This window comes from Pedobacter montanisoli, from assembly GCF_022809115.1.
GTDB lineage: Bacteria > Bacteroidota > Bacteroidia > Sphingobacteriales > Sphingobacteriaceae > Pedobacter > Pedobacter montanisoli.
This window is the reverse complement of sequence record NZ_JALGBH010000001.1, coordinates 306,625-330,060: the sequence shown is the minus strand read 5'-3', so window position 1 is coordinate 330,060 and position 23,436 is coordinate 306,625. Positions and strand designations below refer to the sequence as shown.

Annotated in this window: 24 protein-coding genes; 11 read left to right on the top strand and 13 right to left on the bottom strand. The window is 37.8% G+C overall.

What is annotated here, in order from left to right; translation table 11 throughout:
• Positions 1 to 32: 32 nt before the first annotated feature.
• Complete coding sequence (gene dcd, locus MMF97_RS01480; RefSeq protein ID WP_243357872.1) at positions 33 to 569, bottom strand: dCTP deaminase; 537 nt, start codon at positions 567 to 569, stop codon at positions 33 to 35.
• Positions 570 to 637: 68 nt separating this feature from the next.
• Between dcd and MMF97_RS01475 the strand changes: the two genes are divergently transcribed.
• From MMF97_RS01475 to MMF97_RS01460, 5 genes are all read left to right on the top strand, one after another.
• Positions 638 to 1,279 (top strand): 4'-phosphopantetheinyl transferase family protein, encoded by a 642-nt coding sequence (locus MMF97_RS01475; protein WP_243357870.1) that lies wholly within the window; start codon positions 638 to 640, stop codon positions 1,277 to 1,279.
• Positions 1,280 to 1,283: 4 nt separating this feature from the next.
• Positions 1,284 to 1,979: a lipoyl(octanoyl) transferase LipB gene (lipB, locus tag MMF97_RS01470; protein ID WP_243357868.1), complete on the top strand. Its 696-nt coding sequence runs from the start codon at positions 1,284 to 1,286 to the stop codon at positions 1,977 to 1,979.
• 100 nt (positions 1,980 to 2,079) lie between these two features.
• Complete coding sequence (locus MMF97_RS01465; protein WP_243357866.1) at positions 2,080 to 2,556, top strand: DUF5684 domain-containing protein; 477 nt, start codon at positions 2,080 to 2,082, stop codon at positions 2,554 to 2,556.
• The gene (locus MMF97_RS14655) at positions 2,516 to 2,902 is read left to right on the top strand and encodes a DUF2752 domain-containing protein (RefSeq protein ID WP_394801149.1); all 387 of its coding nucleotides are present in this window, start codon (positions 2,516 to 2,518) and stop codon (positions 2,900 to 2,902) included. Before MMF97_RS01465 ends, MMF97_RS14655 begins: the two co-directional genes overlap by 41 nt.
• Before the next feature lie 21 nt (positions 2,903 to 2,923).
• Positions 2,924 to 3,547, top strand: coding sequence for an SGNH/GDSL hydrolase family protein (locus tag MMF97_RS01460; protein ID WP_243357864.1), 624 nt, complete (start codon positions 2,924 to 2,926; stop codon positions 3,545 to 3,547).
• Here the strand turns inward: MMF97_RS01460 and MMF97_RS01455 are convergent.
• The 9 genes from MMF97_RS01455 to MMF97_RS01415 all read right to left on the bottom strand — a co-directional run bounded on the left by MMF97_RS01455 (position 3,536) and on the right by MMF97_RS01415 (position 12,630).
• A complete protein-coding gene (locus MMF97_RS01455) occupies positions 3,536 to 3,994 on the bottom strand; it encodes a GNAT family N-acetyltransferase (protein ID WP_243357862.1) in 459 nt (152 codons plus the stop codon). The two genes, MMF97_RS01460 and MMF97_RS01455, sit on opposite strands and share 12 nt — an antisense overlap.
• An 11-nt stretch (positions 3,995 to 4,005) precedes the next feature.
• Positions 4,006 to 4,887, bottom strand: coding sequence for a glycerophosphodiester phosphodiesterase family protein (locus tag MMF97_RS01450; RefSeq protein ID WP_243357861.1), 882 nt, complete (start codon positions 4,885 to 4,887; stop codon positions 4,006 to 4,008).
• 152 nt (positions 4,888 to 5,039) lie between these two features.
• Positions 5,040 to 6,341 carry an inorganic phosphate transporter gene (locus MMF97_RS01445; protein WP_243357859.1) on the bottom strand — a complete coding sequence of 434 codons (1,302 nt, stop codon included), beginning with the start codon at positions 6,339 to 6,341 and terminating at the stop codon, positions 5,040 to 5,042.
• 3 nt (positions 6,342 to 6,344) lie between these two features.
• A complete protein-coding gene (locus tag MMF97_RS01440) occupies positions 6,345 to 6,986 on the bottom strand; it encodes a DUF47 domain-containing protein (protein ID WP_243357857.1) in 642 nt (213 codons plus the stop codon).
• Positions 6,987 to 7,103: 117 nt separating this feature from the next.
• Positions 7,104 to 8,132 carry a sensor histidine kinase gene (locus MMF97_RS01435; protein ID WP_243357855.1) on the bottom strand — a complete coding sequence of 343 codons (1,029 nt, stop codon included), beginning with the start codon at positions 8,130 to 8,132 and terminating at the stop codon, positions 7,104 to 7,106.
• Between the two features lie 81 nt (positions 8,133 to 8,213).
• Entirely contained in the window at positions 8,214 to 8,861 is a 648-nt protein-coding gene (locus tag MMF97_RS01430) for an HD domain-containing protein (RefSeq protein ID WP_243357854.1), read from the bottom strand.
• A 66-nt stretch (positions 8,862 to 8,927) separates the two neighbouring features.
• Positions 8,928 to 9,149 (bottom strand): helix-turn-helix domain-containing protein, encoded by a 222-nt coding sequence (locus MMF97_RS01425; RefSeq protein ID WP_243357852.1) that lies wholly within the window; start codon positions 9,147 to 9,149, stop codon positions 8,928 to 8,930.
• A 283-nt stretch (positions 9,150 to 9,432) separates the two neighbouring features.
• Positions 9,433 to 12,273, bottom strand: coding sequence for an excinuclease ABC subunit UvrA (gene uvrA, locus MMF97_RS01420; protein WP_243357850.1), 2,841 nt, complete (start codon positions 12,271 to 12,273; stop codon positions 9,433 to 9,435).
• A gap of 132 nt (positions 12,274 to 12,405) precedes the next feature.
• A complete protein-coding gene (locus MMF97_RS01415; protein ID WP_243357848.1) occupies positions 12,406 to 12,630 on the bottom strand; it encodes a YdeI/OmpD-associated family protein in 225 nt (74 codons plus the stop codon).
• A gap of 177 nt (positions 12,631 to 12,807) precedes the next feature.
• Here MMF97_RS01415 and fabV point away from each other — a divergent pair, with 177 nt between their 5' ends.
• Together fabV and MMF97_RS01405 are read left to right on the top strand one after the other, a co-directional pair.
• On the top strand, positions 12,808 to 14,004 hold the full coding sequence (fabV, locus tag MMF97_RS01410; RefSeq protein WP_243357846.1) for an enoyl-ACP reductase FabV: 1,197 nt from the start codon (positions 12,808 to 12,810) through the stop codon (positions 14,002 to 14,004).
• 135 nt (positions 14,005 to 14,139) lie between these two features.
• Positions 14,140 to 15,024, top strand: a complete 885-nt coding sequence (locus tag MMF97_RS01405) for a pirin family protein (RefSeq protein WP_243357844.1) — start codon at positions 14,140 to 14,142, stop codon at positions 15,022 to 15,024.
• A gap of 117 nt (positions 15,025 to 15,141) precedes the next feature.
• On the opposite strand, the gene pdxA is transcribed toward MMF97_RS01405, so the two are convergent.
• Positions 15,142 to 16,218, bottom strand: coding sequence for a 4-hydroxythreonine-4-phosphate dehydrogenase PdxA (pdxA, locus tag MMF97_RS01400; RefSeq protein ID WP_243357842.1), 1,077 nt, complete (start codon positions 16,216 to 16,218; stop codon positions 15,142 to 15,144).
• A 155-nt stretch (positions 16,219 to 16,373) separates the two neighbouring features.
• Between pdxA and rsmA the strand changes: the two genes are divergently transcribed.
• Genes rsmA through MMF97_RS01380 form a run of 4 tightly spaced genes read left to right on the top strand, consistent with a single transcriptional unit; the run spans position 16,374 to position 19,750 of the window.
• The gene (rsmA, locus tag MMF97_RS01395) at positions 16,374 to 17,162 is read left to right on the top strand and encodes a 16S rRNA (adenine(1518)-N(6)/adenine(1519)-N(6))-dimethyltransferase RsmA (RefSeq protein ID WP_243357840.1); all 789 of its coding nucleotides are present in this window, start codon (positions 16,374 to 16,376) and stop codon (positions 17,160 to 17,162) included.
• A gap of 19 nt (positions 17,163 to 17,181) precedes the next feature.
• Positions 17,182 to 18,321, top strand: a complete 1,140-nt coding sequence (locus tag MMF97_RS01390; protein WP_243357838.1) for a S41 family peptidase — start codon at positions 17,182 to 17,184, stop codon at positions 18,319 to 18,321.
• Positions 18,314 to 19,243 (top strand): NAD(P)-dependent oxidoreductase, encoded by a 930-nt coding sequence (locus tag MMF97_RS01385; protein WP_243357836.1) that lies wholly within the window; start codon positions 18,314 to 18,316, stop codon positions 19,241 to 19,243. The genes MMF97_RS01390 and MMF97_RS01385 overlap by 8 nt, the downstream gene beginning before the upstream one ends.
• Positions 19,244 to 19,273: 30 nt before the next feature.
• Positions 19,274 to 19,750, top strand: coding sequence for an OsmC family protein (locus MMF97_RS01380; protein ID WP_243357833.1), 477 nt, complete (start codon positions 19,274 to 19,276; stop codon positions 19,748 to 19,750).
• A gap of 205 nt (positions 19,751 to 19,955) precedes the next feature.
• Here MMF97_RS01380 and MMF97_RS01375 read toward each other — a convergent pair whose 3' ends face one another.
• Both MMF97_RS01375 and MMF97_RS01370 read right to left on the bottom strand, forming a co-directional pair.
• The gene (locus MMF97_RS01375; RefSeq protein WP_243357831.1) at positions 19,956 to 21,773 is read right to left on the bottom strand and encodes a serine hydrolase domain-containing protein; all 1,818 of its coding nucleotides are present in this window, start codon (positions 21,771 to 21,773) and stop codon (positions 19,956 to 19,958) included.
• Positions 21,760 to 23,388, bottom strand: a complete 1,629-nt coding sequence (locus MMF97_RS01370) for an amidohydrolase (RefSeq protein ID WP_243357829.1) — start codon at positions 23,386 to 23,388, stop codon at positions 21,760 to 21,762. The genes MMF97_RS01375 and MMF97_RS01370 overlap by 14 nt, the downstream gene beginning before the upstream one ends.
• Between the last annotated feature and the right edge of the window lie 48 nt (positions 23,389 to 23,436).

The following is a 23,436-nucleotide window of genomic DNA, read 5'->3' as shown; positions in this document are numbered from 1 at the left end:
CTATATTAAGATTAGGTTCACATATATTTGGTTTAAAAATTGTTTTTCCACATCATGCTTTCTACCGGGCGTGTGGTTTTGTTGTTATACTTGGCATTTTGCTTGGCATTGTAAAGGTTTTCTATTTTACCTTCAACCGTAAAGTAAATAAGCTGACCTATGGGCATTCCTGCATAAATTTTAACGGGCTGTGCACAGGATATTTCCAGTGTCCAGGTATTGCAAAAACCTACATCACCTTTACCCGCAGTTGCATGTATATCTATACCTAAACGGCCCGTGCTGCTCTTGCCTTCTAAAAAAGGTACATGATGATGGGTTTCAGTGTATTCTAAAGTTACACCCAGGTATAAAGTGCCGGGCTGTAAAATGTATCCGTCTTTAGGAATTTCAAAATGGTCGATTTGATTGTGTGCTTTGGCATCTAAAACACGGTCTTTATAGGTAGCCAAGTATTTACCTAAATGTACATCGTAAGAATTGGTTCCTAAACACTCGGGCTTAAATGGCTCTATAATAATAGTTCCCTTTTCTATTTCCTCAAGAATACGCTTATCTGTTAAGATCATTTTTTAACTAATTTGGATAAAATTATGATTAATTTAAGATACTTTTGTATAGATTTTCGAATTAGCGGATGCCGATAGTTTTTAATAAAAAAATTGACGACCAAACCTCTTTGGCTTTATGGAAAATTGAAGAAACAGAAGAGGAATTGATAAAAGGCTTACAACTTAAGCAACATGAGATAGAGGTTATAGACTCTTTGAGTAAAGGTAAACGTGCTTTACATTGGTTAAGTACGAGACTTTTGCTCAGAACGATGTTAAATACACCTGACTATATAGATTGCCATATTGATGAGCATGGAAAGCCTTATCTGGTAAATTCTGATACCAGCATTTCTCTGAGTCACTCGTTTGATTATGCTGCTGTTATTATTAGCAGAAACAAAACAGTTGGGGTAGATATCGAGCTGATCAAACATAAGATTAAACTGATCAAGCATAAATTTCTTTCTGATTTAGAGTTGGCCCAAAAGCAAGTAGGCGATAATACCGAAGGCTTATATGTTTGCTGGTGTGCCAAAGAAGCCGTTTACAAATGGTACGGAAAAAAAGGACTGGAGTTTAAGCAACATATGCACATTAAACCTTTTAAACTCAAAAAAGAAGGTTCTCTGCTGGTTACGGTAAACCTGCCTGAGGGTACTCGCGATCTTACCGTTAATTATTTTAAAACACCCGATGGTTATATGTTGGGTTATGTGGTTGATTAAAAGGATGAATAAAGAAGTTGCATTTATAGATTGGGGTTTAACTGATTATCAGGAGGCATGGGATAAACAAGAAGCCATATTTAATGAAACCGTGGCTGTAAAGGGAAGAAACCGTACCGAAAATACCAATGAACCTACCCAAAATTACCTCATCTTTTGTGAGCATCCTCATGTATATACCTTAGGTAAAAGCGGTCACCCAGAAAACCTGCTGTTAGATGAGCAGGGCTTGGCAGATAAAAACGCAACTTATTATAAAATTAACCGAGGTGGAGATATTACTTACCATGGCCCCGGACAGATTGTTGGTTACCCTATTTTAGACTTGGATAATTTCTTTACTGATATCCATCTTTATTTAAGAACACTTGAAGAAGCGGTTATCTTAACACTTGCCGATTATGGTATTATAGCAGGTCGTTACCCTGGTTATACAGGTGTATGGTTAGATGCTGATAATGATAAAGCCCGTAAAATATGTGCTATGGGTGTACGCTGCAGCCGCTGGATTACCATGCACGGATTTGCTTTTAACGTAAATGCCAATCTTGATTACTTTAAAAATATTGTTCCCTGCGGTATAGATGATAAAGATGTAACCTCTATGCAGCGCGAATTAGGCAGGGAAATGGATATGGAAGAGGTAAAAAACAAACTCAAATCTCATATTGCCCATTTGTTTGAAATGAAGCTGGTATAGCCTCTTGCAGATAATCAGTTAGGCGAAAATTACACCTTTTTGTGATGTTTTGATTTTCAGTAATTAGTTTTAACTTTAGTTAAACTAAAACAAAATTACTATGGATTACACAGAACAGTATTCAGAATCTTCACTTCAGGCCTTATTAGGAGTTTGGCTTGGCTTCATGATTCTTTTTAGCCTTGCTATATCTGTTATTACTATTGCAGGTATGTGGAAGACTTTTACCAAAGCCGGTAAACCCGGATGGGCAGCACTTATTCCTATTTACAATGTGTATGTTATGATACAGATTGTTGGTAAACCAGACATCTGGCTACTTTGGTGCCTTATTCCTTGTGTGAATATCGTGTTTACCATTTGGTTGCAAAATCTGCTGAGCAAAAGTTTTGGCAAGGAAGAAGGTTTTACGCTTGGTTTAATCCTATTTCCATTCATATTCTATCCGATCTTAGGTTTTGGAAGCGCTAAGTATTTGGGCCCATCGGCAGAAGAAGCGAGAAACAGGGGCTTTGGAAATCCTTTTGGAAACCCAAATGATCCTTTTAACCAACAACAACCTCCGCATCAGTTTTAATTTAATGTTTAACATAAAGTTTTTATCCGTCTTTTGTATCAATTTAAGCAAGACGGATATTTTTTTATTTCCTTGTCCCATAAAATATATTACAGGTATAGATTGCCCGGGTTGTGGTTTTCAACGCTCGGTATTGGCACTGTTAACGGGAAATTTAACAGATAGCTTTTTGTTGTATCCAGCTACAATTCCTTTTATTGCCAGCCTTTTATTAGCCAGCTTATCATCTTTTTTTAAAGTGCCAGTTGACACCAAGCTATTAAGGGTAATGTACTTTGTTACCGGAGGGGTTATCTCGATCAGTTATCTGTATAAAATTTTTTCGGGACAAATTGTTAGTTTTTAATATTATTGCAACTGATTAATTATGGCTATACCATCTGCACTTTCTTACTTGGCTTTAGGCGATTCTTATACAATTGGAGAAGCCGTTGAGCAACAAGATTCTTTTCCTTATCAATTGGTTAAATTACTTAATGGAGAAGGGTTACATGTTAAGCAACCTGAGGTTATTGCTCAAACCGGGTGGACTACAGACGAACTCATGAGTGCAATAAAAGAACGCAATCTTTCACAAACCTTTGATATAGTAACTTTATTGATAGGTGTAAATAATCAATATAGAGGCTACACCACAGAAAATTACCGTAAAGAGTTTGACATGCTTTTAGCTACGGCCTGTAATTTTGCAGATGCTCATAAAAAGCGTGTTTTTGTCATCTCTATACCCGACTGGGGCGTTACTGATTTTGGTAAGCAAAGCGGAAGAGATGTACAGCAAATAGCTCATGAGATTGACACTTTTAATCACATAAAAGAAGAAATTACCCGGCTTAACGGGGTAACTTATATCGATATAACACCGATATCAAGAAAGGCCCTTACCGATGCTCGCTTAACTGCATCAGATGGTTTACACCCTTCTGCTGAAATGTATGCTGAATGGGTTAAAGAAATTGCGCCAAAAGTTAAAGCTAATTTAAACAGTTAACTCCATCACAATATTAACCCGCTCATAAGAACTGTCATGGCTGCTTAAATCAAGCTCCTTGAAACCATATTTACGATACAGATGTATAGAAGCTTCTAATTTGGTATTGCCTTCTAAGAATAGCATTTTGATCTGGTGTTGTTTAGCTGTAGCGATGCAGGTTTCTATTAGTCTTTTACCAATACCTAAACCCTGCGTGTTTTCGGCCACGGCAAATTTAGAAAGCTCATATCTTTCGCTCGTTATTTTTTTAAGTGCGCAAACACCTACAGGTTCATCCTGATGAAGTGCAACAAAAATGAAACCGCCATTATCAATAATCTGCTCAGGATGATTTAAGGTTTCTATATCGGCTGGTTCAAGTACAAAAAATTTATTGATCCAGTTCTCATTTAAGGTTTTGAAGGCCGTTTTGTATTTGTCTTGGTAATTAACAATTGAGATCATGATAATGCTTGTTATTTGCTTTTAGAAACCAGATCGGGATAGTCGGTAATGATACCGTCAACTCCTAAGCTTTTAAAATACTGGAGATCTTTTGGTGTATTTACGTTCCAGGGCACTACCTGTACACCTGTTGCATGGCATTTGTCAATCAGACCTTTTCCTACCAAAGGTAAGTAAGGGCTATAAATGTTTGGTTTAAAACCTAGTTTCTCAACCAGTATTTCAAAATCGTTCTTTTCATCAACACCTAATGCAGTTTTAATTGCAGGGTATTTTTGATGTACGTATTGTAAAGGTCGCAGATCAAATGAATAGATAATGGTTCGGTCTTCTATCTTCTTCTGTTTAATTACATTCATTACAAGATCTACAAAAGCTTTGGGTTCGGGGTTAAAGACCAGATCACCATTGCGGATGATCTTGACTTCTATACAATAAGTGGGCTTTACCCTTTTGTTTTTCTTTACAAAGGTTTCTACCTTATCAATAATATCACTCAAGAGGGGTTTGCTTACCCTGAATTTCTCCTGATAAGGAAACCGTGGATGGGGTTTAGAGCCTACATCAAAGTTTTTTACCTCATCATAGTTCATGGCATAGATGTTATATTTTTTTTCGTCTTTTAAAGTAATGGCTTCACCATCCTGATTTAGGGATATTTCATTGTTAAAGAAAGGTTCTGCCGAGGCTATTACTTTTTGATCTTTGGTTATAACAACTTCAATCTTAAGTGCGGTAGCACCTTCTTCAAGTGCTTTGATCATGCCAGGAATAGTATTTTCGGGCATCAATCCTCTTGCGCCTCTGTTACCATAAATTTCTAAGGCAGGTTTTTGTGCAGTTGCGAGCAAAGCAGAGATCAATAAAAAGGTTCCGGTAAAAATGGCTTTCATATTTTTAAATGGTTTAGGCTATAACGAAAAGTTTGACCTTATTGGTACAAGTATAAATGTTTAAGCCCGAAATGGGGGTATGCAAAATTAAATGTGACAAAAAAAGGCTGTAACAATTTGTTACAGCCTTTGTATGAATTCCTTTTGAGGTACTATTTAATGAAAAAGCTTAGCGCATAATAAATAATTGCGGCAAGAGCTGCCGAAACAGGTATGGTTAATATCCAAGCCCAAACCAGTTTTACGGTTATTCCCCATTTTACGGCAGAAACACCTTTGGTTAAGCCTGAACCAATAATTGAACCTGTAATGGTATGCGTGGTACTTACCGGAACTTTCATATGTTCGGTAAAGTATAAGGTTAATGCACCAGCAGTTTCGGCAGTTACACCTTCAAATGGGCTTACTTTGGTAATCTTAGAACCCATGGTTTTCACAATTTTCCATCCACCGCTTAATGTTCCAACGGCAATAGCACTATAACAGGCTAAGGGTATCCATGTTGGCATATGACCGGCAATCTCATCGCCATTTGCATCTTTTGAGGGTAGGATTACATGTAACCAGTCGGGTAAGCTGTCGGCCGAAATATTGTTCTGATGTACGTAAACCATAATAGCCGCGGCAATAATACCCATTACCTTTTGCGAATCGTTACCACCATGCCCTAAACTGAATGAAGCCGAAGATAACAGCTGCATTTTTTTAAGCCAAGCAGTAGATTGGGTCTGATTTAAACTGCTAAAGATTAAACAGAAGAAACTGATACAATATACAATGAAACCTACCAGGAACCATTTGATGTTATGAGGTTCTAATAATACACTCAGTACTTCAGATTTAAAACGAGGGTGTTTGATCTCTGGAAAAAATTTCATTTCTGAATAGATCAGCACAGTGGTAAGTATAACCAGAGATACGGTAAACAGCTTAGGCCAAATGCTTTTCTTGGAAGAATGTAATAGCCAAACCGAAATGAAATAAGATACAATGGCGCCTATAACGGGTGCGAGTACAATAAAACCAATGATAACGAGAACACCGGTTGGCATTTCGCCGGCTTTACCCTCTTTATACCACAATACAACATTAAATCCGGCATGTGCAATGGCTGCACCTGCAAAGCCACCTATCAGCGTATGTGATGAACTGGAAGGAATACCTAACCACCAGGTTAACAGGTTCCATATAATAGCAGCTATTACACCTGCTAAAATCACCACCAGATTTATTTGCATGGTATCGGCGGTTTTAGCTACAGTATCAGCAACGCCAAACCCAAAAACCCAATAAGCTAAAAAGTTAAAGAACGCTGCCCAGACAACCGCCTGAAAAGGTGTTAACACCTTTGTGGCCACAATAGTAGCGATCGCATTGGCTGCATCATGAAATCCATTGATGTAGTCAAAAATAAGCGCTAATACAATGATGGTTATTAAAATGCTTAATGTCATGGGTTATGCGTTTTTAACCAAGATAGATTCTAAAACATTAGCAGCATCTTCACATTTATCTGTTGCTATTTCTAAAGTTTGTAATACTTCTTTTTGTTTGATCAGCTCTATAGCGTTGGTTTCAAATTCAAATAAACGGGCAATGGCCAGGTTGCAAGTATAATCGGCCTGGTTTTCAGCACTATTAATTCTCACACATGCATCAGCAATAACCCTGATGTTTTTAAAGCTTCTTAGTTCTTTGATGGCCTTTTCAAGATCTATACACATTTCTACCAGAAGCTCTGCGAGTTTAACCATTGGCTCAGTAATTACGGTAAGGTTATATAACTCGATGTTAACCGCCGAAGCCTGGATATAATCTGCAATATCATCAATGGCACTTGCCAAAAAGTGAATGTCTTCTCGGTCAAATGGTGTAATAAAGTTTTTGCTTAACTCAATGAAAATGCTGTGGGTAATGTCATCACCAACATGCTCAAGGCGTTCAACTTCTTTGATGGCTTCCTTTCTTTTTTCTAAGTCAGGCGTAGTTACAACTACTAAAAGTGCCTCAGCAATTTTTTTAACGTTGCTGCCTGCTTGCTCAAATAAAGGTTGAAATTTTTTGTCTTTTGGTGTAAAGAAGCTAAAAATACTGCTCATTGTTTTAAATTAAATTTGATGCAAATTTAAAATAGCAATGTTAAGTTAATGTTAACTTTAAGAACTGACTTAAACAAATGTTTAAGCTAAGCTTAAGTAGTTCAGAGAAATGTATGCTTATTTGTCGCTCTTTTGTAGTGTAAATGCAAATGTGGTACCTATATGAGGTGTACTGCGTACCGATATAGTTTGCTGATGTGCCTCTAAAATATGTTTTACAATAGCTAAACCTAAACCTGTTCCGCCTTCCATACGTGAGCGGTGTGTGTCTATGCGGTAAAAACGTTCAAATAATCTGTTTAAGTGTTTTTCTTCTATACCCATACCATCATCAGTTACTTCTATGAGAAACTGATCATGCAGAGCAAATATTTTAATTGCTGTGGCACCGTTTTCCCTACCGTATTTGATTGAGTTTTCAATGAGGTTGATCAATACCTGTCTTATTTTTTCACGGTCAGCATTAACAAAAGAAGGTGTGGTATATTTGTCTTTAATGTATAAGGAGATTTGCCTTTTTTGTGCTCTGTCTTGTAGCAGATCTATAACTTCTTTGGCAAGGACGACAAAATCAAATCTCTGGTAGTTGATCGGCATTTCGCCCGTTTCTAATTTGGTGATTGCATCTAAATCACTAATGAGATAGGTGAGTCTTTCTACATTCTTCTCCGCTTTTTTTAAAAATGAAAGTGCCATTTCGGGATCATCGGTCATGCAATCCTGTAAGGTTTCTATGTAGCCCTGTATAGCAAAAAGAGGAGTTTTAAATTCATGCGATACATTAGAAAGAAACTCTCTCCTGAATTTCTCTTGTCTTTTCAATAGCTCAATCTCTCTTTTTTTTGCTCCGGCCCACTCTTTAACCTCATGCTCAACATCATTTATAGGATCAGAACTCACATATTCGCCTAAAGCTTCTTTCAAGTCTTTTCCTAACTTAAGGTTGTGAATCATTTTGTAAATGAGCTTAACCTTAGAGTAGATGTATTTTTCGAGGAGATAATAGAATACAATGAAACTGGTTGTGAACGAAATCAGGAAAGAAATGAGCATATAATACCAGCTACCCTGAAAGTGGAAATTAACCAAGCTTATAGATAAGCCCACAGACAAAGCTGTTATAAATACAAGCACCCAGAGTTTCATGGCATTTTAATTTTTACGAAAATAGTACTTTAAAATTAAGAAATTGTTAAGCCTCATTGCGATATAAGGCTACAATAAATCTTATTTACGGCCTTCCCATTCTGCATAAAACTGCTCTAGATAAGCCAGCATAAAATCATGACGTTGCTGAGCCATTTTTTTACCTGTTTCGGTTTTCATGAGATCTTTTAACAGCAATAGCTTCTCATAAAAATGGTTAAGTGTAGGGCTCACAGCGTTTTTATACTCTTCTTTGGTCATGTTTAGATTGGGTTTTATTTCAGGATTGTACAATACCCTGTTTTTATAACCCCCATAAGTGAAAGCCCTGGCAATGCCTATAGCACCAATGGCATCGAGTCTGTCGGCATCCTGTACCACATTAAGTTCTTTAGACTGATAGCTATTTTTATCAAAACTGGCTTTAAAAGAAAGGTGCCTAATAATGAGCTTTACCTCGTTGATCACTTCCTGATCTACATTTATGCTCGTTAGAAACTCTCCTGCTTTCTGAGGCCCAATCTCTTCATCCCCATTATTGAATTTGCTGTCTGCAATGTCATGTAAAAGTGCTGCCAAAGCAACGATTAAAGAATTTGCCTGTTCAGTTTGGTTAATGGTTTGTGCGGTTTTAAAAACCCGTTCAATATGAAACCAATCGTGGCCTGCTTCGGCATCTGCTAAGGTATTTTTTACAAAGGCAATGGTAAGATCTAAAGTTTGCTGCATAATCTGGTGTGTTATGCCGGCAATTTACTTTTAAATTGTGTGTGTAAGGATGTTTGTTGAAAAGTCTTATTTCTTAAGCAGATCTACCACCTCTGTATCTAATAAATGTGCTAAATGGAAAAGCCTGTCTAAACTAATTTTGCTATAACCCAACTCAATTTTACTGTAAGCGTTTTGAGAGATACCTAATTTTGCAGCTATATAATCTTGTGTATAATTCTTTTTCTCACGAATTTTTCGAATGTTCGTTGCCACACGACGCATTTCGTTTTTATATAATTCTTTCATGTTGTGAAATATTGTTGGTTAATAAAACTCTTTTTAAAGCAAAATGTTTTATCTTTTTCAATAAAAATTTACAACAGGCGTAAAATAGGCTTATTTCATTCTTTTAAGGAGTGCTGTTAATTCATTCGGGTTTGTAGATGTTACCTGCTTAAATCAACATGTTCACTTTAGTCTAATGTTTTTCTCATGCAAAGATGCCGGCTTGGAGCGTAAACTATGCAATAAAACAACCTGCCCCGAATGTAATCGGGAAGTTTGGCATGATAGTGTAAAGAAATTAGGACTATGCTTCCATTTCTTTTTTAAGGAAATGGCCGGTTAAGCTGATTGGGTTTTCTGTTAATCCTTCAGGAGTTCCTTCAAAGATGATCTGTCCACCTCCGGCTCCGCCTTCTTTGCCTAAATCAATTACCCAGTCAGCTACTTTTACCACATCAAGGTTGTGTTCGATAACCAGAACAGTATTGCCTTTGTTTACCAGTTCGTTTAAAACATTAAGCAGCACGTTGATATCCTCAAAATGTAAACCAGTAGTCGGTTCATCCAAGATGTAAAAAGTTTTTCCTGTATCTTTTTTAGAGAGTTCGGTAGCCAGTTTTACCCTTTGCGCTTCTCCTCCAGATAGGGTAGTGGAAGCTTGTCCTAAGCGGATATAACCTAAACCCACATCATTCAATGTTTTGATTTTACGGTAGATTATGGGAAGGTGTTCAAAGAATACACAGGCCTCTTCAATGCTCATATCCAATACGTCACTAATTGATTTACCCTTGTAACGTACTTCTAAAGTTTCACGGTTGTATCTTTTGCCTCCACATTCTTCGCAAGGTACCTGTACATCAGGCAAGAAGTTCATTTCTATAATCTTCATGCCTGCTCCCTGACAGGTTTCGCAACGGCCACCTTTTACATTAAATGAAAAACGCCCCGGTTTATAGCCTCTGATCTTGGCTTCAGGAAGCTGTACAAACAGGTTTCTGATATCAGAAAAAACGCCTGTATAGGTTGAAGGGTTGGATCTTGGTGTACGGCCAATAGGTGCCTGATCTATTTCAATAACTTTATCTATTTCTTTTAAACCTTCAATCTTTTCATAAGGCAAAGGCTTTTTCTTAGCCCTGAAAAAATGGTGGTTTAAGATAGGGTATAGAGTTTCTGTAATTAAGCTCGATTTACCGCTGCCCGAAACTCCGGTTACTGCAATGAACTTACCCAAAGGAAAATCAACCGACACCTCTTTCAGGTTATGTCCGGTAGCTTTGATTAAGCTTAATTTTTTACCATTACCTTCGCGGCGTTTTTGTGGTACTTCAATTTGTTTTCTCCCGTTTAAGTAAGCGGCGGTCAGGGTATCGGATTTTAAGATCTGTTTAGGTGTGCCCTGGGCAACCACTGTACCGCCATGCACACCAGCAGCAGGACCAATATCAATTACATGGTCGGCCTCCAGAATCATGTCTTTATCGTGCTCTACCACGAGAACCGTATTACCTAAATCGCGTAGATTTTTTAAGGCTGTAATTAATCGTTCATTATCTCTCTGGTGTAAACCAATACTTGGTTCATCTAAAATATACATGACATTCATTAACTGCGAGCCAATTTGGGTAGCTAAACGAATACGTTGTGCTTCGCCACCAGATAGGGTTCTTGCTGTTCTGTCTAAGGTTAGATAATTTAAACCTACATCGGTAAGAAAGCCTATACGTGCCCTGATTTCTTTCAAAATCTCTTTGGCAATGGTATTCTGACGCTCATTTAAACGATCTTCTAAATGTTCAAACCACTGTTTAAGGGTCGAAATATCCATTTCAGAAAGCTCGAAAATATTTTTCCCATCAATTTTAAAGTGAAGGCTTTCTTTCTTTAACCTTGCACCGTGACAGGTAGGGCAGGTTTCTAAACGTCTGAAGGCTTCCAGATCGTCAGCACCTTCGCCACGCTTTTCCTGTTGTTCTTCAAGGAGTTTGATTAGTCCGTCAAAAGTAATCTGGTAATTCTGAACGTTCCATTTATTGTATTCAACGGCTACACTCAATAAATCGGGTGCTCCGTTTAAGATAAGATCAATGTTTTCATCGCCTAGTTTTTCTAAGGGAGTAGAAAGCGAGAAATTGTATTTCTTTGCAAGTGCTTTTAATACCTGAAAGATCCATACATCACGGTATTCGCCCAAAGGAGCCAAACCGCCATTCATGATGCTCAGCTTCATGTTTGGCATTACGCTGTTCTTGTCAACTACAAATACATAGCCTAAACCGTCGCAGGTTTCGCAGGCACCGTAAGGAGAATTGAAAGAAAAAGTATTAGGTTGTGGTTCATCGTATGAGATACCCGTTGTAGGACACATTAAGAACTTACTGAAATGGGCAACATTATCGTCTTTATCGCTGATCTTAATTACGCCTTTACCCAAACGCATGGCAGTTTGTATGCTGTCGTTTAAACGTTTGCTGTCTTTCTCATCAATAAGAAGGCGGTCAACTACAATTTCTATATCATGTATTTTGTAACGGTCAACCTGCATTTTAGGTACAAGATCTTTGATTTCGCCATCTACACGTACTTTTACATAGCCCTGTTTTCTGATTTGTTCAAAAAGTTCACGGTAATGTCCTTTTCGACCTTTAACAACCGGAGCAAGGATATTGGCGGGTTTGCCACCAAATTTCTGGTAAATGTTTTTCAGGATCTGGTCTTCGCTCAGGCGTTCCATTTTTTCGCCGGTATTATACGAGTATGCATCGGCAACACGAGCGTACAACAAACGCATGAAATCGTAGATCTCGGTAATGGTACCTACCGTAGAACGGGGATTTTTGCTGGTGGTTTTCTGTTCTATAGCAATTACAGGACTTAGACCTGAAACCTTGTCAACATCTGGTCGTTCCATGCCGCCCATAAATTGTCTGGAATAGGCACTGAAAGTTTCCATGTAACGACGTTGTCCTTCTGCGTAAATCGTATCAAAAGCCAATGAAGATTTACCGCTACCACTTAAACCGGTAACTACTACCAGTTGGTTGCGGGGAAAGCTTACATCAATATTTTTAAGATTGTGTACCCTGGCTCCATATACTTCAACATCTTTTTGCTCGCCAAGGTCAACGTGGGTCTTGCTCATAGGTTACTTACTCTCTAAAATAGCTTGCAAAATTAACGAAATAAAAGTACAAAAGCTATTGATTTAGAATGCTTAAATAGATGTAAATGTGTTAATATGATCGGATTTTTACAGTTCTTTGGGACAGGCCTGTTAAACTGTTTTTAAAGTCTTTTGCTTGTTTCTCAGCATTAAAATTGCTTTTTCTGCTCTTGTGTGTCTGGTAGCTTCCTGTTTGGCAGAACCTACCCAGTCGCAGTAACCTTGTTTGTATGATTTGGTTAAGGTTTCAAAAAAATCGTTTGCTTCTTTATCGTGGTCAAGCAACTGCTGTAATTCTGAAGGAACGCCTTCTATGTGTTCGCCTTTTTTTAGCATGATGTATAGTTTTGTTTGGTCAAATATATTGTATTTAATGATTTTAAAATCATGAATTCATAGGCTGCTTAACCATTTCCTTTTTCGTTTGAAAAAATTGTAATTTGCATAGAATAAAAAATTAGGATAGTTTTGACAAAAAAAGCTGGGCTACCAGCTTTAAAAAAATAAGCGAATATGATTATTGAACCAAGAATGCGTGGTTTTATCTGTTTAACAGCTCATCCAGTGGGCTGTGCTCAGAACGTTAAAAACCAGATCGAATATGTAAAGTCAAAAGGTAAGATTGATGGCCCTAAAAATGTGCTGGTAATAGGTGCAAGTACTGGTTTTGGATTAGCCTCAAGAATTACTGCTGCTTATGGTGCAGGTGCTGCAACCATTGGTGTTTATTTTGAGAAAGAGCCTAAGGAAGGTAAAACAGCTTCACCGGGATGGTATAACACGGCTGCTTTTGAAACTCAGGCACAGGCAGACGGATTATATGCTAAGAGCATCAACGGAGATGCTTTCTCTGATGAAGTAAAACAGCAAACTATCAATTTGATCAAAGCTGACCTAGGTCAGATAGATTTGGTTATTTATAGCTTGGCCTCGCCGGTAAGAACTAACCCTAAAACAGGTGTATTACACCGTTCAACTTTAAAGCCTATCGGTAGTGTATTTACAGATAAAACGGTAGATTTTCACACGGGTGTTGTATCTAATGTATCAATAGAGCCTGCAAATGAAGAAGAAATTGCCAATACCGTAGCCGTTATGGGTGGTGAAGATTGGGAGATGTGGATGGATGATTTGAAAGCCGCAGGTGTTTTAGCAGAAGGTGCAACAACCGTTGCTTACTCTTATATTGGCCCAGAAGTAACTGAAGCGGTTTACCGTAAAGGAACAATAGGTCGTGCAAAAGATCATTTGGAGGCAACAGCATTTACCATTAGCGATAAACTGGCTGATATTAAAGGTAAAGCTTACGTTTCTGTAAATAAAGCCTTAGTAACGCAGGCAAGCTCGGCTATTCCTGTAATTCCTTTGTATATCTCGTTATTATACAAAATCATGAAAGAAAAGGGTATTCATGAGGGATGTATTGAGCAGATGCAGCGTTTATTTAGCGACAGATTATATAAGGGAGGAAATCCTCCGGTTGACGATAAAGGAAGGATTAGAGTGGATGATTGGGAAATGCGTGAGGATGTGCAAAGCCAGATTAAAGAATTATGGAAAGATGCTACTGAAGAGACTTTACCTAAAATAGGTGATTTAGCTGGTTACAAACATGATTTCCTAAACCTATTTGGTTTTGATGTGGCTGGAGTAGATTACCAGGCTGATGTGAACGAAATGGTTGAGATGCCAGGCTTACAACAAGCATAATTCAACGTATAAATTAAAATATAGCCTCCGCACGTCGGGGGCTTTTTTGTGCATAAAGATTTTATGACGGTGTTCTGAAAAGTAGTGATGTGATACAGAACTTTATTTGAGTTATATTTGTTAAAAGCTAAAAATATGTCAAATATCCAGCTCGTTATAGAAGAACGTCCCAGCTTAATTGGGAATTTCATGGTAGGACGCTTATTACCATTTAGGGAAAAACGCTTGGTAGGTCCTTTCTGTTTTATAGATCATATGGGTCCGGTAGATTTGTCGGGTAACGCAAATATTGATATTGGCCCGCATCCGCATATTGGTTTGTCAACATTGACTTTCCTGTTTGAAGGTAGCATCATGCACCGCGACAGCTTAGGCTCGGTAGTAGAAATTAAACCCGGTCAGGTAAACTGGATGACGGCCGGAAAAGGTATTGTCCATTCAGAGAGAATGCCGGTACATGCCAAACGTGAAGGACAAATGCATGGCTTGCAGATTTGGGTTGCTTTGCCAAAACATTTGGAACAGATGAAACCTGAATTTTTCCACGTTGAAGCGGCAGATATACCTTCGTGGGAAGAAAACGGAGTATCTTTTAAATTGATTGCAGGAGAGGTTTTGGGGCATCGGTCGCCGGTACCTGTTTACAGTCCTTTGTATCTTTTAGAAATCAGAACCAAAGAAAAACAAACCATTAATTTAGGCCATCAGTTATTTGGAGAAAGTGGTTTATATATTCTTGAAGGCGCAGTAGAGAGTGAAGGAAATGTTTTCGGGCCGAAAAATTTATTAGTAGCTAAAGAAGGTATTTTGTGCGAATTTACCATGCAGGAAAATACCAGTGTTTATATTTTTGGCGGTGAGCCTTTCCCTGAAGAACGGTTTATTTACTGGAATTTTGTGGCAAGTGATAAAGCATTGATAGAAGAAGCTAAAAGAAAATGGGTAGCACAAGAATTTGATCATGTACCTGGTGAAACAGATTACATTCCTTTACCTGCACCAATTAAGCCTATAAAGTAAATTATCTTCATGCTGAACCGACCAATCGGGAAGTTCAGCATCTAATTTTAGTGGGCATAGACTCTGAAATAAATTCAGAGTGACGTGATTTCGGGTATAATGGAGTTACTTTATCGCTTAATTTGCATCGTCTTTTACGTCGGCTGCGGTTTCAATGATTTTGCCGCCCGTTTTAAGCTGGTTGCTTAACATCGCTTCCTGCTCACGGCGGTTGTTCACAATGTGTATTGCAGCAAATAAGGCTTCCATAAAAGAAGAAGGATTGGCCTGATTTTTACCAGCAATGTTGTATCCGGTACCATGATCAGGTGAGGTGCGCACAAAGTTTAATCCCGCGGTAAAGTTTACGCCCGCACCAAAAGAAATTGTTTTAAAAGGAATTAAGCCTTGATCGTGGTACATCGCTAAAACGGCATCAAACTGTTTGTAAGTACCATTGCCAAAGAAACCATCGGCGGGATAAGGACCAAAGCAGATAATACCTTCATCAAATGCTGCCTGTATAGCCGGGCTGATTATCTCAGCTTCTTCGTTCCCTATTAAACCATTATCGCTGGCATGTGGATTTAAACCTAAAACAGCAATTTTTGGTTTCTCAATCCAGAAATCCTTTTTTAAGCTCTCATTGATCAGCTTTAACTTCTGCACAATTTTTTCTTTGGTAATGTTTTTTGCGACATCAGCAACAGGAATATGTCCGGTAACTACGCCAACTCTCAGGTCATCGCTGATCAGGAACATCAAAGCATCTTTACTTTTCGCCCTTTCCTGTAGATATTCGGTATGTCCGGCAAAGTTAAATTGCTCAGACTGGATATTGTTTTTGTTAATAGGTGCAGTAACCAATGCATCAATCTTGCCATTTACTAAATCATCGGTAGCTTTCTGTAAAGATAAAAAAGCATACTTTCCGCCTGTTTCATTGGCTTGTCCAAGGTCTATTTTTACATCCTCTTCCCAGCAATTGATCATATTGGCTTTATGGGCAACAGCAGCTTCGGCGTTAGGTACAACGTTAAACATGAAATCGTTTAAGTGTAAGGCTTTTCTGTGAAAAGACGCCACCTTGGTATGTCCGTAAACAACAGGAGTGCAGTAATCCAAGATCTTATTTTCGGAAAGGGTTTTTAAGATCACTTCTAAACCAATACCGTTTACATCGCCAATACTGATACCTATTTTTACTTTGCTCATAAAATCAAATTTAGCGCAAATTAGCGATTCTTGTACTTAACCGCAAAAATCTACCCGGTTTATATGGAGAGAATGTGTCTGTACTTGCTGCTATCTCATATCTGAACTAAAAAAATTACCTTTGTACCTATAGCATCGGCTATATTACATTAAATATGAGTTCAGTAAAAGCAAAAAAACATTTAGGTCAGCATTTTTTAACGGATAAAGGTATTGCCGAAAGAATTGTAAACGGATTGATCCATACTGATGAATACCATGAAGTGTTAGAAGTTGGACCGGGAATGGGTATTTTGTCTGATTTTTTACTGAACAGAAAAGACCTGCAAACTTATTTGATAGATATAGATGTAGAATCTTTTCATTACCTGCAGGATAAATATCCGCAATTAGGCAATAGACTCATTAACGGCGATTTTTTAAAGCTTAATTTTCAGGATATTTTTTCTGGTAAATTTGCCGTAATCGGTAACTTCCCTTATAATATCTCTTCACAAATTTTATTTAAAATTTTAGATAATAGGCAACAGATTCCTGAAATGGTTGGGATGTTTCAGAAAGAGGTAGCAGAGCGCTGTGCTGCAAAAGCCGGAACCAAAGAATATGGCATTTTGAGCGTATTGATACAGGCTTACTATGATATCGATTATTTGTTTACGGTAAAGCCGGGTACATTTAATCCGCCACCTAAAGTAAATTCGGGTGTTATCCGTTTATCCAGAAATCAGGTTGAAAACCTACCATGTGATGAAAAGTTGTTTTGGCGTGTGGTAAAAGCGGGTTTTAATCAACGTAGAAAAACCTTGCGTAATGCTTTGTCTGCTGTGCTATCAAAAGACCGTTTGGGCGAACATCCTTTTTATGAAAAAAGAGCTGAACAACTTACAGTGAATGACTTTATTGAACTCACTAATTTTGTGGCTACCATGCAGCTAAAGAATTAAAAGCAGCGTCTTATGTAATATGAAAAAATGGATACTGATTTTAGCCGGAATACTTTCTTTTAATATTCTGTTTGCACAAAACAGCAATGAGGCAGATATAGATGCTTTATACCATGCAATAACACAAACTAAATCTTACAAAGATCAGCTTAAGAATAACAAAGCTTACCATCAGTTGTATAGCGAATTGAAAAGTTCACTTACCGATACCAATGAGTTCGAAGTTTTCAAACAGCTTTGCCGCTTGATTATTCCCTTAAAGGATAATCATCTTGGTTTTTATCGAACACCCGGCTCAGCGCATAAATGGCCTGCAATAAAAGCGCAATTTGATTCAGAGAATCTGAAAAAAATCCATCCTGACAGTTTGGAAGGTATTTATGATGTACAGGGGGCAGGATTCGCGATTTACAAAAATGCGAATGAGTATCATATTGCCAACGTTAAAACAGGGCTGTTGTCGGGTTATATCTTTAAGACCCCTCATTCCAGTTTTGATGCTATTCTGTTTTCAAATGGGCAGGTTCCTTATATTTTAATAAGAAATGTAAAACTTGTAGATGGCGATTTGATCGGAACTCCTTTCAGGAAGTTTACCACGACAAATCATGCGCTGTTAAGCAACGTAAAAGAAAGCTATGAGTTCAAATTGTTAAATGAACAAACAGCCTACCTGCGTTTAAGCAGTTTTGCTTCAAATCCGAAGAATATCGAAAAAGCGACAGCATTCTATCAACAGATAGCAGATTCGCTCAAGTATCTTTTTTTAATTGTTGATCTTAGGAATAATGGCGGTGGCGGTTATAAAACATCACAGCAATTCATCTCTTTGTTAAAGAAATATAAAGGCAAAATCTATATTTTGCAAAATGCATATACTGTAAGTAATGCCGAACAATTTATTTTAAAGGTAAGAAAATTGAAAAACGTGACCACTTTAGGTACAGAAACCAGAGGCCAGATTACTTATGGTAGTAATTATGGTAATAACGTGACTCTGCCCAGTAAACGATTTACTTTTTACCCTACAGATATGAATGGCATAAAAGAAGAACTTGCCGTTGAAGATATAGGCATTAAACCTGATGTAAAACTCAATGCAACTACAGCTGATTGGATTGCACAAACTTTAGATTATATAAAAAAGCACCATGAATAAGCGCATACTAATTGTTGATGATCTGCATCCTGCTTTTAAAGAAAAAGCAATTGCTTTAGGTTATGAGGTTGATGACCTCCCTCAAATAAGTAGGGCAGAAACCTTATCAGTCATTAAAAATTATGCTGGAATTGCGGTAAGAACTAAATTCAGAATAGATCGTGAAATGATGGATTCCGCTCCACAATTAAGGTTTGTGGCTCGTGCGGGTGCCGGCTTAGATAATATTGATGTAGAAATTGCCAAAGAACGTGGCATAGAATTACTGGCAGCCAATGAGGGGAATATGGATGCAGTTGGTGAGCATACAGTAGGTATGTTGTTAAGCCTGATGAACAATTTCCGTAAAGCTGATAACGAAATAAGAACAGGTATCTGGAACAGAGAAGGGAACCGTGGCTATGAGTTGAAAGGTAAAACCGTAGGTATTATCGGGTTTGGTTTTATGGGACAATCTTTTGCACAAAAACTGAGTGGTTTTGGGCTAAACATTATAGCTTACGATAAATATAAAACGGGATTTGGTACTGAGCTTGTTCGTGAAGTGAGCATGGAGGAAATTGTAAAGCATAGCGATGTTTTAAGTTTGCACATTCCGCTTACGCGTGAAACCCGGCAAATGGTAAATGACGAGTATTTTTTCCATTTTAAAAAGCCTATTTTCTTTTTGAATGTAAGCCGTGGCGAAATTGTAAATACACAGGCTGTACTGAATTACATCAAAGCAGGCAAAATACTGGGTGCCGGGCTAGATGTATTGGAAGTAGAAAAATTTCCGGCATTGGCCGAACAGACTTGGTATCATGAATTGCAGCAAAATGATAAAGTATTATTAAGCCCGCATGTTGCCGGGTGGACTTTTGATTCATATCGTAAAATATCTGAAGTTTTGGCGCAAAAACTGGAAAAAATCACATTTTAATCTTAAATTGCTCTAAGAAAATCGAAACTTATGGCAAAGCAGCATCTTTACAAAACCAATCTAACCTGGGAAGGAAACAAAGGTTCAGGTACTATGGATTACCGTTCATACGACAGGGATTTTAAAGTTGAAGTTGAAGGAAAAGCACCTCTTTCAGGTTCTTCTGATTCTATCTTTCTAGGAGATAAAACCAAACATAATCCCGAAGACTTGCTGTTGGCTTCTGTTTCCTCATGTCATATGCTATGGTATTTACACCTTTGTGCTGAAAATGGTGTAGTCGTTATCGAATATCAGGATAATGCTGTAGGCACCATGATTGAAAGTGCTGATGGAAGTGGTAAATTTAGTGAGATAACCTTAAACCCTTTGGTGGTTATATCTAAAAAAGAACATAAGGATCTTGCTTTACGTTTGCATAAAGAAGCCAATAAAAAATGCTTTATAGCCAATTCATTAAATTTTCCGGTTAAGCATGAGGGTAGCTGCAGAGCCGAAGATGAGTAATTTATTATTCGCTTAGCCCTATCCAGTCGTCATTCCGAATTTATTTCGGAATCTAATGCTAAAGATGCTGAAACGTGTTCAGCATGACAATAATAAAGGAAGAAAAAAGTTCTGTGCTTTTATTAAAGCCGTATGTCAGGCTGAGCCTGTCGAAGCCTGATTTGCAGGAATTACATTTCGACAAGCTCAATGTGACATACTATGTTTATTTTTTGCCTTTATCAATGGCTTTGTTGATCACATCTTCAATACGTGGACGAATATTCAACCTACCTAATACCTCTGTAACCGTAGGGTTAACGCGGTTTGATAAAAAGATATAAACCATGTTTCTTGCAGGATCTACCCAAACTCCTATACCTGTATAGCCGGTATGACCAAAGGTTTGAGGAGATGCCAGTTCTGAAGGATATTTCTTGGTTAAATCCGAATCCCATCTGTCAAAACCTAAACCACGGCGACTTACATTTGATTGCTTGCTGGTAAAAGTTTGTACTGTTTGTGGTGTAAAATATTGCTCGCCACCATAAGTGCCCTGATTAAGTAGCATTTGGTAATAAATAGCCAGATCGTTGGCTGAGCCAAATAAACCCGCATGTCCGGCAACACCTCCTTTTAAAGCCGCACCCTGATCATGTACATATCCTTCCAGTAAAGTTTTTCTGAAGGCCTGATCATCTTCAGTTGGAATGATTTCATCTTTGCTGAAACGATTACGTGGTAAAAAACCTGTGCGGTACATTCCCAAAGGTGTATAGAAATTTTCCTGAGTGTATTTATCTAAAGGTTCTTGCGTAAGATGCTCTACAATATCCTGCATTACATACATGCTGATATCGCTGTAAACATAACTTCCTCTGGTTTTAATGGGCGAGTTTAACATTTTAGGCCACATAAAATCATTGAAAAAACCTTTTTTGATGTAGTAATTGTCGGCAACCTTTGTAGGGTAAGCAGCAGAAGAATCCCTGCTGTAATCGCCTTCTTTAACAAAATTATGGAAAGGGATATAAGGGATAAAACCTGCCTGGTGCAACATTACCTCTCGTACGTGAATGTTGTTCATTGGCGTATTGCGGGCTTTGGCAATATAATAACCAATATTGGTGTCTAAATTCAATTTGCCCTGCTCAACCAAACGCATTACACTGGGTGTGGTAGCGGTAATTTTGGTAACTGAAGCCAAATCAAAAATATCAGATAACTTATCCGGCATAGTGTTGGCATAAGTATGATAGCCAAAGGCTTTGTTGTAAATTACTTTGCCATCTTTTGCCACTAAAACTTCCATTCCCGGAGCAGCTTTCTGTTTAATACCATCAAGTATGATATTGTCGATTTCTTTTAAGTCATCACTGTTTACATCTGCATCTTCCGGAACGGTATATTTAAGCCTTGTTGCGGTTGTTTTGTAACCAGAGCCAACGGTGTATTTACCCGAATGTGCTTTAGTTAAGGTTTGCGAAGCGCCTATACCGCCAAATATAATTTGTGGCGAAACCATGGCCGATTCATTGTTGTTGGAGTTAATCCATACAATAGGCATATTTAGATTATCAAAAGAAGCCAAGCTTGAGCCATGTCCAAACAAAGCAACAATAACCTGTTTGCTTTTAGTTAAGTTGCTGATAAAACTAATGTTCTTACCATTAAGGGCCATTTTATCATTTAAGGCTATAATAACGGTATTGTAGAATTTTAGGTCGTCTTCTAAATTATTGTACGAAGCAGAATCTTTGTAGATAGCTGCATCAGTCAGCTTTACATCTGCATATTTATTTAAGAGACTGTCAAAAGCCACTTGGTTTTCATAACCTAAATTCACTGAAACAAATCTTTTCTGGGCCAGGCCTTTTATAGGAATAACATTATTCTGGTTATTTAAGAGAACTGTATTGCTGATAGCATGTTCAATCTCCTTTAACCTGGTCTGGTTCTTTTTATGTTCCTGTGCACATGCAGTAGTAGTAATAATTGCAGCGAAACAGAGTGTTAACAGGGTTTTTAAATTATTTTTTTTCATATACTTTTTGGCCGTTTACGTAGGTTTTTAATACTTTATTCTGTAAGATTTGTTGAGCATTGGCCTGCATCAGATCATTTTCCATGATAATGAAATCGGCGAATTTTCCCGTTTCCAGGCTTCCTTTTTCTTTTTCTTCAAAATTGGCTTTTGCTGCCCAGATGGTCATGCCGCGTAAGGTTTCTTCAGGAGTTAATGCATTTTCAATCTGGAAACCTCCTTTTGGGTAATTTTGACTGTCTATTCTTAAAGTAGCTGCATAAAAGGTAAGCATTGGATTGATATGTTCAACCGGGAAATCAGTACCTAAAGCAAGCCATCCGTTTTGTTGTAACAATTGTTTATAAGCGTAGGCAGTTTTGATGCGCTCTGCACCTAAACGGTCTTTAGCCCAGTACATATCTGAAGTAGCATGTGTAGGTTGAACCGAAGGAATAACGCTCGCTGAACCGAATAGGTTAAAATCTTGCGGAGCTACAACCTGAGCATGTTCTATACGCCAGCGTTTATCATTTTTGCCACCCAATACCTGATTATAGATTTTTAAAATAGTGCGGTTTGCAGAATCACCAATGGCATGTGTACACATCTGAAAACCATGTTCGTTGATTTTTTTGGCTACTTCTTCAAAATGTTTAGGCTCGCTTAACAAGAAACCTGTTTTGTTAGGCATATCGCTGTAATGCTGAAGCAGACATGCGCCACGTGAACCCAATGCACCATCGGCATACACTTTAAAACCTCTTACATTTAAAAAATCGGTCTTGATAGGACCTTTTTTAAACAAGAAATCATAATTCTTTTCAGAATCAGACAGCAATACATATAATTTCATTTTCAGGTCGCCATCTTTTTGTAGTTTGTCTAATGCTTCTACGGTTTCATAATCCAAGCCACAATCGTCTATGGTAGTTAAACCAACTTCAAAACAGTTTTGCTGTGCCTGCAATAAATATTTCTTAAACTGTTTTTGATCAGGAGCAGGGATTTTATCTGATACCAAACCTACAGCATTATCAACTAATAAGCCTGTAAGCTTGCCGTTTTCTTCTACTACTTCGCCTCCTGTTATTTTAATGGCTTTACTTACACCAGCTATATCTAATGCTTTTTGGTTGGCAATAGCAGCATGTCCGTCTATTCGAGTTAAAAGAACGGGTCTGTCAGGAAACAATTCATCTAATTTATCTTTAGTCGGAAATTTTTTATCAGGCCATAAATTCTGATCCCAGCCACGCCCGGTAAGCCAACCTTCTTTATCTGTTTGTGCATAAGCTTTTAAACGGTCTAAAATTTCATCCCAGCTTTTTGCAGCTACCAAATTGGCATTTTTGAGACTTTGTGCATAACCCACAAAATGGGCATGCGCATCTATAAAGCCCGGATATACGGGTTTTTGCTGCGCATCGATACTTTCTTTGGCCGTATATTGTTTTTGAATCTGCTCGCTGCTACCTACGGCTATAATTTTACCGTCTTTAACAGCCATTGCTTCGGCTACATCAAAGTTCTGGTTTACAGTGTAGATCTTACCATTGTAAATAATTAAATCGGCATTATTTTGTTTACAGCTTAACAGGACTGTTGCCAATAACAGGAACAAAATCTTTTTCATTGTATGGTGGTTTATATGGATAAAGATATAAAACTCTGTACGTTTTTG